This is a genomic window from Hymenobacter sp. CRA2 (genome assembly GCF_002007105.1).
Lineage (GTDB): Bacteria > Bacteroidota > Bacteroidia > Cytophagales > Hymenobacteraceae > Solirubrum.
Genome location: NZ_MVBC01000002.1, coordinates 618,550 through 629,405, shown reverse-complemented (window position 1 = coordinate 629,405; position 10,856 = coordinate 618,550). Strand labels below are relative to the sequence as shown.

The 10,856-nt window shown below is 62.8% G+C and carries 11 protein-coding genes and 1 pseudogene; 7 read left to right on the top strand and 5 right to left on the bottom strand.

Going from position 1 to position 10,856, the window contains the following annotated elements; genetic code table 11:
* Positions 1 to 394 precede the first annotated feature (394 nt).
* Positions 395 to 1,066: an IS5 family transposase gene (locus tag B0919_RS06390; protein ID WP_078011376.1), complete on the top strand. Its 672-nt coding sequence runs from the start codon at positions 395 to 397 to the stop codon at positions 1,064 to 1,066.
* 139 nt (positions 1,067 to 1,205) lie between these two features.
* Here B0919_RS06390 and B0919_RS06385 read toward each other — a convergent pair whose 3' ends face one another.
* The gene (locus tag B0919_RS06385) at positions 1,206 to 1,532 is read right to left on the bottom strand and encodes a cyclic-phosphate processing receiver domain-containing protein (RefSeq protein ID WP_078011375.1); all 327 of its coding nucleotides are present in this window, start codon (positions 1,530 to 1,532) and stop codon (positions 1,206 to 1,208) included.
* 171 nt (positions 1,533 to 1,703) lie between these two features.
* On the opposite strand from B0919_RS06385, the gene B0919_RS06380 reads away from it, so the two are divergent.
* The 6 genes and pseudogenes from B0919_RS06380 (at position 1,704) to gldC (ending at position 6,737) form a co-directional block, all read left to right on the top strand.
* The gene (locus B0919_RS06380; protein ID WP_078011374.1) at positions 1,704 to 2,564 is read left to right on the top strand and encodes a helix-turn-helix domain-containing protein; all 861 of its coding nucleotides are present in this window, start codon (positions 1,704 to 1,706) and stop codon (positions 2,562 to 2,564) included.
* Between the two features lie 68 nt (positions 2,565 to 2,632).
* A pseudogene (locus B0919_RS25625) lies at positions 2,633 to 2,770 on the top strand (NAD-dependent epimerase/dehydratase family protein); the annotation flags it as partial.
* A 25-nt stretch (positions 2,771 to 2,795) separates the two neighbouring features.
* Positions 2,796 to 3,458, top strand: coding sequence for an NAD(P)-dependent oxidoreductase (locus B0919_RS06375; RefSeq protein ID WP_317043884.1), 663 nt, complete (start codon positions 2,796 to 2,798; stop codon positions 3,456 to 3,458).
* Between the two features lie 456 nt (positions 3,459 to 3,914).
* A complete protein-coding gene (locus tag B0919_RS06370; protein ID WP_139361947.1) occupies positions 3,915 to 4,586 on the top strand; it encodes a hypothetical protein in 672 nt (223 codons plus the stop codon).
* Positions 4,587 to 5,113: 527 nt separating this feature from the next.
* Positions 5,114 to 6,238: a DNA polymerase III subunit beta gene (gene dnaN / locus B0919_RS06365; RefSeq protein ID WP_078011372.1), complete on the top strand. Its 1,125-nt coding sequence runs from the start codon at positions 5,114 to 5,116 to the stop codon at positions 6,236 to 6,238.
* 157 nt (positions 6,239 to 6,395) lie between these two features.
* Positions 6,396 to 6,737: a gliding motility protein GldC gene (gldC, locus tag B0919_RS06360; RefSeq protein ID WP_078011371.1), complete on the top strand. Its 342-nt coding sequence runs from the start codon at positions 6,396 to 6,398 to the stop codon at positions 6,735 to 6,737.
* An 83-nt stretch (positions 6,738 to 6,820) separates the two neighbouring features.
* Here gldC and B0919_RS06355 read toward each other — a convergent pair whose 3' ends face one another.
* From B0919_RS06355 to hemL, 4 genes are all read right to left on the bottom strand, one after another.
* The gene (locus B0919_RS06355) at positions 6,821 to 7,309 is read right to left on the bottom strand and encodes a hypothetical protein (RefSeq protein WP_078011370.1); all 489 of its coding nucleotides are present in this window, start codon (positions 7,307 to 7,309) and stop codon (positions 6,821 to 6,823) included.
* 197 nt (positions 7,310 to 7,506) lie between these two features.
* The gene (gene dcd, locus B0919_RS06350; protein ID WP_078011369.1) at positions 7,507 to 8,043 is read right to left on the bottom strand and encodes a dCTP deaminase; all 537 of its coding nucleotides are present in this window, start codon (positions 8,041 to 8,043) and stop codon (positions 7,507 to 7,509) included.
* A gap of 97 nt (positions 8,044 to 8,140) precedes the next feature.
* Positions 8,141 to 9,013: a hypothetical protein gene (locus B0919_RS06345; RefSeq protein ID WP_078011368.1), complete on the bottom strand. Its 873-nt coding sequence runs from the start codon at positions 9,011 to 9,013 to the stop codon at positions 8,141 to 8,143.
* A gap of 283 nt (positions 9,014 to 9,296) precedes the next feature.
* A complete protein-coding gene (gene hemL, locus B0919_RS06340; protein WP_078011367.1) occupies positions 9,297 to 10,619 on the bottom strand; it encodes a glutamate-1-semialdehyde 2,1-aminomutase in 1,323 nt (440 codons plus the stop codon).
* Positions 10,620 to 10,856 lie beyond the last annotated feature (237 nt).

The following is a 10,856-nucleotide window of genomic DNA, read 5'->3' as shown; positions in this document are numbered from 1 at the left end:
CCCGGCAGTGGTAGCGTTGCTTGCCATTGCGCGCCAACCCATTCTTGCGCAGCGCTGAAGCGCCGCAGTACGAACATGCTTCCATGTTCTACTATACGGGCTTCAGCCCACCTGAGCCACTACCAAATAGTCCAGGCTAGTGCGAACCCGGTTGCGCAAACTTCTATTAAGCTCTGTGGGATGGATTCTAAACTTGCAAAAAGAGACACCAACGCATGCGGCGAGTGCGGAAGCTTATACTTCGCTGATGCTTCCAAGATAATGGCTTTGTGCCCTGAATGCGCACATTGGCTGTATGGTTACAGCAATTGCAACCATACAATGGAGCAGGACAGGTGCCTAAGATGCTACTGGGACGGCAGCGTCACCAGCTACGTACAAAGTTTGAAGTAGCCTGAGCCGCGTCCTGGACGCGGTGCTGTACCTGTGCCGCGCGGGCTGCCAATGGCGCAACTTGCCGGCGGGCTACCCGCCTTGGACGGCCGTGTATTACTACTTCGCCCGCTGGCAGCGCACCGGCCTCTGGCAGCAACTCAACACCGTCGTCAACGCCTTGGACCGGCTGGCGCAGGGGCGCGAGGCGTGCCCCGCGCTGCTGTGCGCCGACAGCCAGAGCGTGCGCCTGGCCCCGCGCATCCACGAACACCGCGGCACGGACGGCGGCAAGTGGGTCAACGGGCGCAAGCGCCAAATCTTGGTGGACACCGGCGGGCGCATCTGGGCGGCCCACGTGCATGCGGCCAACGGCCACGACAGCGCCGCCGTAGCCCTGCTGCCGCACCGCCCCTGGTGGGGCTGGCGCTTACGGGCGGTGCTCACCGACAACGGCTACCGGGGCCGTTTTGCCCAGCACCTGGCTGGCTTCGGCGTGCGCCACGAACTGGCCAGCAAGCCGCCCTCCCAGCGTGGGTTCATCCCCGTCGCCCAGCGCTGGGTCGTGGAGCGCACCTTCGCCTGGCTCACGGGCTTTCGGCGACTAGCCATTGATTACGAATACACCCCGGCCAGCCACGTGGCTTGGCTCTTGCTCGCTAACATCAGCTTATGCTTGAACCGCTCCCTCTAATTCCCCAACAGCCTCTTAGCGTTTTTAAAGCACTAAGTGGCGCAAGTTTAGCGCAGCGTAACCGTGCCTGGCCCTGATGTGGAGGCAGCGTCTCCACTGCCGCTAAAAGCAGCAAGGTGTCCACCACGCCGCCCGTACTTCAACTATTGGAACTGCCCATCCGAAACCGCGCATAACCCTCCAGCAGCCCCCGAATATTCGCTGCCCCCACCGGGTTAGCCGAATGCACGTTGAACCGTTCTACCAGCAGCCCCTGCGCCACCAGCCACTTGGCGCAGTCGTAGCCGCTGGGCCGCTCGCAGCCACGGGCCTCGTCCCAGCCCAGGTCGTGGTCGAAGGAAATTTCCGCTGGTACGCCCCGCTCCGTGATGGTAGCCACGAACTCCTCGAAGCTGCGCACCACCACCCAGCCCTCGGTGCGGGGCGTGCGCAGGTCGTCCAGGTAGAGCTTGTAGGCAGTAGGCATTGGGAAACGCGTAAACGTCTGAGCCCGAAAGTACATCATTGCCCCGGTGTCAGGCGGAAGGCAGGGGACACGCTGATGGCCGGAGGAACCTTTGCCACGGCCCCAGCCCTGGGTTTTCTCGCGGGGCGGCCTGCGGAATTATGTAACATGCACCGTTGAAAGCTACCGACTATGGAACGCAATGATTCGCTGCTGAACGATTTCAGCCAGAACGAGCAGCTGCCCATCCGGCTGGTGGCGCCCGGTTTTGGGCATCTGCCTCCGGAGGCCGCGTCCCATTACGGCTCGGCGCACCGGCTGTCCTACTACTTCTTTCTGTTCGTCTGGGAAGGCGCCACGCAGTTTGGCGTCGACCTGGAGCAGGTAGAGGTGGGGCCGCGCGAGCTGGTGTTTTCGCTGCCGCACCAGATTCGGCAGCTGCCGCCCACCTTGCACGGCAGTGCGTACTACAAGCTGGGTTTTCAGGACGACTGCCTGGCCCGGCTGCCCCGGCAGTACCCTTTCCTGCTCAATCCGCTCAATCAGGCGAAAGTACGGTTTGCACCTCCAGCCGCGGCCCGGCTCCGGGCCGTGTTCGAGCTGCTGATGGGCCTGCTGAGCACCCCCGACACCGCGCCCGAGCTGCTGCTGGCCCACCTGAACAGCCTGCTCACCGAAATCGATACGGCGTATTTCGCGGCGTGCGGCAAGCCGATGGATGACAAGCTCACCAAGTACCTTGGCTTCAAGGTATTCGTGGAAAACAACCTGACCGAGCACCCGACCATCGGCCGGATTGCGGAAGAGCTGGCCCTGAGCACGGATAGCCTCTACCAGCTCGTCAAGCAGTATTCCGGCCTTTCGCCCAAGGAATTCGTCACCAGCCGCCTCATCCTGGAGGCCCAGCGCCGCCTGTATTACCACCAGCGGACGTCCGTCAAGGAGCTGGCGTTTGAGCTGGGCTTCAACGACCCCGATTACTTCTCGCGCTTGTTCAAGAAAGCCACGGGCAAGACCGTAGCGGGCTTCTTTCAGGATCTGTCCAGACCATAGCGGCTTTCGTCCAGCCCCGGCGCCGGCCGCTCGCCGAGCTTTGCTTCCGCAATCAACTCGCAGAAGCAATGACCACACAAGAAGGAAAAATTCTGGTAACCGGCGCCACCGGCCTGGTGGGCGCCCGCCTGCTCCGGCGGCTGCTGGCCGCGGGTCTGGACTGCCGCGCGCTGGTGCGCCCCGGCAAGCCAGCGCCGGCCGGCGTACCGGCCGTGGAGGGCGACCTGCTCGATCCGGCGTCGCTCACGGAAGCGGTACGGGGCCGCCATCATCCACCTCGCCGCCGTATTCCGCACGCCCGATACCGACCTGATCTGGCAAAGCAACCTGGAAGGCACACGCAGCCTGCTGGCCGCCACTCTGGCCCACGCGCCGGCCGCCCGCTTCATCCTGACCAGCACCTGCCACGTCTACAGCCCCGACCAGGCGCACCCCGGCCGCGAAGACGACGCCGTGGCGCCGCAGCATGCCTACCCGGCCAGCAAGGCGGCAGCCGAAAACGCCTGGCGCGCCAGTGGCCTCAACGGGGTGGTGCTGCGGCTCCCGTTCGTTTACGGGGATGGCGACGGCCACCTCGAAGCCCTGCCCCGGCAGGCGCTGGCGCACGGCTTTCACCCCGCCATGCGCATGAGCACCATCCACCACCGCGACGTGGCCACGGCCATGCAGCTGGCGCTGACGGGTACGCTGGACGGCCGGATCGTCAATATCTGCGACGACGCGGCTACCTCCGTGTATGAGCTGGCCCAGCTGGTGGGCCAGACCCTGCCCGCATCCGCCGAACCGCTCCTGAACCCCTGGTACCTGCAATGCGACAACTCGCTCGCCCGAAGTCTGGGCTTTCAGCCCACGGTCCGGACGGTCCAGCAGGCACTGCAGGAAAGTCTGCTGTGAGGCCGACCGGGCACCCTGGCCAATACGCGGTCCGATTCTGCGGCTTCAGCGGCAGGGTCGGACCGCGTAGTCTATAGCGGTTTCGCAACCGATAGCCCCCCATGGCTTCGCGACGCGCTATGAAAAGACAGCTACCTCGTTTTTAGCGGTGGCGCGCTACTCGCCGCACTCGATGGGATGCGCTAGATACCCCTTGGCTTTGGTGGGAGCGTGAATCCCTTGGCCCCGCCGCTACGGGTGGCCGAACGCGACAAGCTGCAGGGCTTTTTGACGAATGCTGCCGGAACACTTACTTTTTGGACCTCTATGTCTTTTCGCCCATTATCCCTTTATGGCCTGCTGCTCGGCACCGGCCTGCTCTGCGCCTGCGGCCAGTCTCAAGGGCCCCCGGCTACCACGCTAGCCGCGCCGCCAGATAGCTTAGCCGCGGTTCCAAAACCCGCCGCTGCACCCGCCATGCTGCCGGACAGCTTGGTCGCGGCGCCAGAGAGCCTACCCGCAGCCCCGAAACCCTTCGCCGCCGGCCCGTTGCCCATCCTCGACACCCTCGGGACGGTGATGCTAAGCCGGGAGGCTGCCGGTTTTGACTACGTTGAAGAGGTGACCCCGCTGCTGCGCATGCTGGTTAATGGCGAGTGGCCGCGCCTGTTCTACCGCCCGCACCCGCACGATACTACCTGGCTGGAGCTAGAGCTGGAGCCAGGTCCTGGTAGTGGCCCTACCTTCGAGGGCGGACCGGAAGCACCGTCCCTGGAGGTAGAGCAGGCCAACCTCGACGGGCGCGGCCAGTTCGAAGTCCTGCTGCGCTTCGGCTCAGAACTCAATGGCAGTAGCAGCGGCACCCGGTATGGCCATTGCTACCTGCTCGACCCCACGCCGCCCCGGCCGCGCCTGCTGCTGCGGGCTCTGACCAGCTATGTCTACGAGATGCGCGGTAACTCCATCCCCGACGACGAACGCTCCGTCGGCTACGAACGCGCCATTCACCTGCGCGGCCGCAACGTGTACATGGCCCCCGCCAACACGGTGGGCCAGGTCCAGAATTATTTCGACGCGTCTCCGCTCACGCCGCTGCAAGCTGGCCGCTACCGCTACCAGGGGAGAAAGCTGCGGCGCGTGGGCCCCTGAGTAGCCGGCGGGGCCAGCAGCCGGGCCGCCGCTCTACCTAGGTCCGCCCCCGCAAACATCGCCAGGCCCTTGTCCTGTCCCAGCAGGTGGCAGAGGTGTTTTGCACATTACCGGGCCGTCATGCTTCCTAACTGGAGCATGACGTTCTTATTACTTGCTGTTCACAGACTGTAAGGCACAACTTTCCCCGGCCGGATAGTTCGTTGACTAGCTCAAGCGCTGCCAAACGCCTCACAACCCCGGCCAACCCGCACCACAGAGCTGCCACGGCTGCCAAGCCTCATGCCACCCTTTTCAAGGTTCATGTCACGCTCGTTGAACCTCATGTCACCCTTTTTGAAGTTCATGTCACCTGCATCAAGGTTCATGTCACGCCGGTTGAACCCCATGTCACATCCTCTGAACCTCATGCCACCGCGCCCGGCTGCCCGCCGACCCTACCCATTACCGCCCGCGAAGCCCTAGTTTTCCCCACTTACCCTTTTATCTTTGTCATCCCTAATCTGACACTCTTCCCAAAGCCCTATATGAAGTTCATCGTCTCGTCCTCGGCGCTCCTCAAGCAGCTCCAGAGCATCAACGGCGTCGTCACGAGCAACCCCGTGGTACCCATCCTGGAGAACTTCCTCTTTGAAATCGAGAACGGCAAGCTCACCATCACCGCTTCCGACCTCGAAACCAGCATGATTACCGAGCTGCCCGTCGAAGCCCGCGAAAGCGGCCGCATCGCCGCCCCCGCGCGCATCCTGCTCGACACGCTCAAGAACCTGCCCGACCAGCCCGTCACCTTCACCCTCGACGAGGAAACCTACGGCATCGAAATCAGCTCGGCCAACGGCCGCTACAAGCTGGCCGGCGAAAACGCCACCGACTTCCCGCGCGTGCCCGTGGTGAAAGGCTCGGCTCCGGTCGAGATTCCCTCCAACTCGCTGCTGCGCGCCATCACCAAGACCATCTTCGCCGTCAGCACCGACGAGCTGCGCCCGGCCATGACCGGCATCCTCGTGCAGCTGGCCGACAACCAGGCCACCTTCGTGGCTACCGACGGCCACCGCCTGCTGCGCTACCGCCGCCAGGACGTAGCCGCCGGCCAGACGGCCAACCTCATCATCCCGCGCAAGGCGTTTAATCTCCTCAAAGGCGCCCTGCCCTCCGAGGCTACCCCGGTGCGCATGGAGTTCAACCAGTCCAACGCCTTCTTCTCCTTCAACCAGATGCGCCTCGTGTGCCGCCTCATCGACGAGCGGTACCCCGACTACGAGAACGTCATTCCGGTGTCGAACCCCAACAAGCTCATCATCGACCGCGGCCAGCTGCTGAACTCGGTGAAGCGCATTGCCATCTACTCGAACAAGACCACCCATCAGGTGCGCCTGCGCCTGGCCGGCTCCGAGCTGACGATTTCGGCCGAGGACCTGGACTTCTCGAACGAGGCCAATGAAAAGCTGCCCTGCCAGTACGACGGCGAGGACATGGAAATCGGCTTCAACGCCCGCTTCCTCATCGAAATGCTCAGCAACATCGACTCCGAGGAAATCACCCTGGAGCTGAGCACCCCCAACCGCGCCGGCCTGCTCATGCCCACCCTGGCCGAAGACAACGAAAGCATCCTGATGCTGGTGATGCCGGTGATGCTGAACAACTACGTGTAGTAGTTGGTTGAACGACCCACAAGCCCGTCATGCCGAGCGAAGCCGAGGCATCTCGCGTGCTGATGTCAGATAGAAATTGCTATCTAACTAAACACGCGAGATGCCTCGGCTTCGCTCGGCATGACGTTCTTTTTGCCCCGACTTACCTTCCTTACGCATGAAAAAATCCGAAATCCACTTCAGCATTGCCCTCGACGAGCAGAAGATTCCCGAGGCTATCAGCTGGAGCGCCACCGATGCTGGCGGCGACATTCACTTCGCCAAGGCCATGAACATCAGCATCTGGGACCGGGAGCAGGCCGGCACCATGAAGATTGACCTGTGGACCAAGGAAATGCCCGTCGACGAGATGAAGCGCTTCTACGTGGATATGATCGGCTCCCTGGCCGAAAGCATCGTGGCCGCCACCAGCGACGAGTTCATGGGCGCCAAGCTGCGCGCTCTGGGCCGCGAGCTGGCCCAGCACGTGGAGCAGGAGGAAAAGAGCCAGCAGCGCTAGTCGCGCCCGAACAGCTCGCCCCACGACGCAAAAAAGCCCGTCCGGTAATCACCGGACGGGCTTTTTCTATACGGTAGGCACCGTTAGCGCGTGCGCGACGGAGCCGGTTTGGTGTCTTCTTTGGTCTGGCTTAGGGTAGCCCCGCGTGCGCTGGCCGGCAGCGGGTTCTGCACCGATTTCACCAGCATAATGTCGCTGGCCTGGGCCGCGTAGTCCTTGTCGTACTTGTAGTAGGCGGCGCGGTTGCTGAAGTAGCTGCTGTACTGATCGGTGGTCAGCACGGCGCGCAGCTCCTGGTCCCGCTCGCGGCACACGCCCTGGCACTGGTCGTCGATGACCTTGGTGTTGCCTGCGTGCTGCGCTTCGATGGCCGCCATCTTGGCGACTTTATCCTCGTTGATGGCGCGCAGCTTGGTGGTCTGATAGTTATTGAGCCGCAGTTGCCGGGACATCTGGTTCGACAGACGTTCCGCACGCTGTTGCACGACGGGGTTCTTCTTGGCGGGTTGCTGCGCCTGTACGCCGAGCGCTACACCCGTCGCCAGTACAGCCGTTGCAATCATCTTTTTCATGGCAAAATCTATCGTTAAGGGCCGAAGCCACGGAAACACAGGTTCGGGCTGCCGAAGCAACCAACGCCCCTTTCTAACGAAAAAGTGTGCCAAGCGGTTCGGTAAGAGGCGAATTGCCGCACGTCGGCTGCAAAAAAAGACCGTTGGGCCGAGCGTAGCGCTCGAATCAACGGTCTTGGAACAGCCAAAAGGCCGTCCTAGAACTTATTCATCCACATCATCGATTCCACCGGCTTGTCGGTGCGCTGGTTGTACTTCGCGTTGGGCTTGCGGTTGTAGTAGTTCTGGATGGCGCCCTCCACCGTGAAGTAGATAAGCTGCCCGATGGGCATGCCGCGGTAAATGCGCACGGGTTGCGTCACGCTGATTTCCAGCGTCCAGGTGTTTGAGAAACCCACGTCGCCCTTGCCGGCAGTAGCGTGAATGTCGATGCCCAGGCGGCCAACGGAGCTTTTGCCTTCGAGGAAGGGCACGTGGGCGTGGGTTTCGGTGTATTCCTCCGTTACGCCGAGGTAGAGCGTATTTTGTTCGAGCACGAAGCCCTCCTCCGGGATTTCGAAGACCTCGATTTCGTTGTGCTTGCGTGCGTCGAGGACCCGGTCGCGGTAGGTGGCCAGGTAGCGGCCGAGGTGCACGTCGTAGGAGTTGGTACCGAGGCAAGCGCGGTCGTACGGCTCAATAACGATGGTGCCGCGTTCCATTTCGGCCAAGATTTGCTCGTCGGTGAGGATCATGAAAGGAGAGAGAAGGAGAAAGAAAAAAGACGAGGAATGAAGAAGGGGCGCGGGCGCTGTTCTTCATTCCTCATCGGGTGTGGCAAGCGGAGTAGGGTTAGACTTCCTCGTCGTCGTAACGGTCGGAAGGGAGCACCGCCGCGTGGCGCTTCGGGGCGGGTGCTTCGTCTTCGTCCATGTCCGGTTCGGCCGTGAGGTTGTTGATCTGCGTGCGCATGGCCGGGATGACGCTCAGCGTCAGGTGCAGCAGCAGCGCCAAGGAAACCACCGAGCACAGCAGGGTGGTGTAGTCCAGCCAATCGTGGCGCGGGGCGCTGTACTCGCCGATGGGCCGCGCCCGCGGCGACTCCACATCGGTGGTTTCGGTCGTGGCGTCGGTCAGGGGCGCGGGTTCTTCCAGGGGCTTGGCAACGGGGGCCTCGGAGGCGGCGTCCACGTCGGCGGGCGGCACGTTGGCGGCATCGGCCAGCAGCTCTTCGGGGGCGGGGTCCTCGGAGGCGTTGAACTGGGCGCTGGCCTGCTTGATGTAGCGCTGCAGACCGTGAATCAGGGCTGAACGCTCGTCGCGGGGCAGGCCGTGGATGAAGAACTCAAAGTTTTGGTCGATGAGGATGCCGTTGAGTTGCTTCTCGAACTCGGCCAGGTCGGTGCGGCCCTTGCCGAAGCGGTTCTTGTAGCGCTCGGCCACGCTGTTGTAGTTGCGAAACAGCGTTTTAAGGTCGTCGCGGCCGGGGAAGTCGTCAAACTCCCGGCGGGCTTTGGCCGTGCGCAGGTTGACGGGGAATTTGCGCCGGGTAAACGTCTTGTCGTAGACGGTTTCCATGGTGCGGAAATTCAGCTCGTCCACGGCGCGGTCGAAGAGCTGCTTGTTCTGCGCGGCTAGTTTTTCGCTTTGGGCAAGCATTCCCAACGGCATCATCAGCAACAGCACGAGCAGGCTCCAAAACCCCAAACGGTAGCGGTAAGGCATAACAACAGTCAACAGGTTTGGGGCAAAGATAGGCCGCGAACCGGCTATGATGCCAAACCAATGGCTATGACGCGAATAAATAAGGCACCGGTGCTTGGAATAAGCATAAATCCGGCGGTAAAGAACTGACAGTACACCTGCGGCTAACGCCTAAAAAAACTGTCATCCTGAGCCGTAGGCGAAGGACCTTGTTACGCTAGATAGATTATTACTATCACACGTGAGAAGGTCCTTCGCCTACGGCTCAGGATGACAGATACGTTACCTGAACCGAGGCTGACGCTTACAGGCCGTGGGCTTCGCGCATGGAGGCGCGGCAGGCCGACAGGTACAGGTCCACGAGGTCGTCGGTGATGGCGGTGCTCACGAACAGGGCCTCGAACTGCGAGGGCGCCAGGTAAACGCCGCGGTGCAGCATGGCGCGGAAGTAGCGGCCGAAGGCTTCCAGGTCAGAGGTTTTGGCCGAGGCCAGGTCGGTGACGGGCTGCGAGGTGAAGAACACGTTCCACATCGAGCCGACGCGGTTGACGGTGTAGTTCAGGCCCAGCTCGGCCGCAATCTGGCGGGTGCCGTCGGCGAGGGCCGCGCTGGTGCGCTCCAGCTGCTCGTACACCTCGGGGTGCTCCTGCAGGTAGCGCAGCTGCGCCAGGCCGGCGGCGGTGGCAATGGGGTTGCCCGAGAGCGTGCCGGCCTGGTACACTTTGCCAGCCGGCGCCACTTGGTCCATGATTTCCTTTTTGCCGCCGTAAGCACCCACCGGCATGCCGCCGCCGATGATTTTGCCGAGCGTGGTCAGGTCGGGCTCGATGCCGAACAGTTCCTGCGCGCCGCCGCGGGCCAGGCGGAAGCCGGTCATTACCTCGTCGAAGATGAACACGATGCCGTGGCGGGTGCACAGCTCGCGCAGGCCTTGCAGGAAGCCTTCGGCGGGCGGCACCAGGCCGATGTTGCCCACGACAGGTTCCAGGATGATGGCCGCAATCTGCTCGGGGTTGGCTTCGATGGCGGCGGCGGTAGCGTCGAGGTTGTTGTAGGGCACGGTGAGCGTGTCCTGCGCTACGCCTTCGGTGACGCCGGGCGAATCGGGGGTGCCGAGGGTGAGGGCGCCCGAGCCGGCAGCAATCAGAAAGGAGTCGCCGTGGCCGTGGTAGCAGCCCTCAAACTTGAGGATCTTGGAGCGACCGGTGTAGCCGCGGGCCACGCGGATGGCCGACATGGTAGCCTCGGTGCCGGAGTTGACGAGGCGTACCTTTTCGATGCTGGGCACCATCTCGATGATGAGTTCGGCCATTTCGACCTCGCGGCGCGTGGGGGCACCAAACGAGAGCGAAGACGGCAGGGCCTGCGCCACGGCGTCGAGCACGATTTGGGGGGCGTGGCCGAGAATCATCGGGCCCCAGCTATTGATCAGGTCGAGGTAGCGGTTGCCGTCGACGTCGGTAAGCCAGGCGCCCTGCGCCGACTGCATGAACACTGGGTGGCCACCCACAGCGCGAAAGGCGCGCACGGGGGAGTTGACGCCGCCCGGAATCAGGTCTTTGGCGCGGGTGAAGAGCTGGTCGCTGGTCGAGAGGTTGAGGTCGGTAGCGGAAGTAGCTTGTTGCATAGGGGCCGAACAAGCGCCGGGGGAGGTTGGTGCCGGCAGCTGCGGGCAAAGATAGACCGTGGATTATCGTGATGCCCTCGTGCGGGGCAATGGGTAAGCAGCGGCGAGGCAGTAGGTAGCGTCGGCGAAGCGGTAGTTACTGCCGGCGAGGTGGTAGTTGATGTCGGCGAGGCGGTAGTTAGGGGCGGAGAGCTGGTAGTTAGTATCGGCGAGGCAGTAGTTAAGGGCGGAGAGACG

What these genes read in the sequence shown, in the direction of transcription:
- gldC (WP_078011371.1), top strand. Translation starts at nt 6,396, where the DNA reads ATGAAAAAATCCGAAATCCACTTCAGCATTGCCCTCGACGAGCAGAAG.
- B0919_RS06355 (WP_078011370.1), bottom strand. Translation starts at nt 7,309, where the DNA reads ATGAAAAAGATGATTGCAACGGCTGTACTGGCGACGGGTGTAGCGCTC.
- B0919_RS06385 (WP_078011375.1), bottom strand. Translation starts at nt 1,532, where the DNA reads ATGCCTACTGCCTACAAGCTCTACCTGGACGACCTGCGCACGCCCCGC.
- dcd (WP_078011369.1), bottom strand. Translation starts at nt 8,043, where the DNA reads ATGATCCTCACCGACGAGCAAATCTTGGCCGAAATGGAACGCGGCACC.
- B0919_RS06345 (WP_078011368.1), bottom strand. Translation starts at nt 9,013, where the DNA reads ATGCCTTACCGCTACCGTTTGGGGTTTTGGAGCCTGCTCGTGCTGTTG.
- B0919_RS06370 (WP_139361947.1), top strand. Translation starts at nt 3,915, where the DNA reads ATGCTGCCGGACAGCTTGGTCGCGGCGCCAGAGAGCCTACCCGCAGCC.
- hemL (WP_078011367.1), bottom strand. Translation starts at nt 10,619, where the DNA reads ATGCAACAAGCTACTTCCGCTACCGACCTCAACCTCTCGACCAGCGAC.
- B0919_RS06380 (WP_078011374.1), top strand. Translation starts at nt 1,704, where the DNA reads ATGGAACGCAATGATTCGCTGCTGAACGATTTCAGCCAGAACGAGCAG.
- dnaN (WP_078011372.1), top strand. Translation starts at nt 5,114, where the DNA reads ATGAAGTTCATCGTCTCGTCCTCGGCGCTCCTCAAGCAGCTCCAGAGC.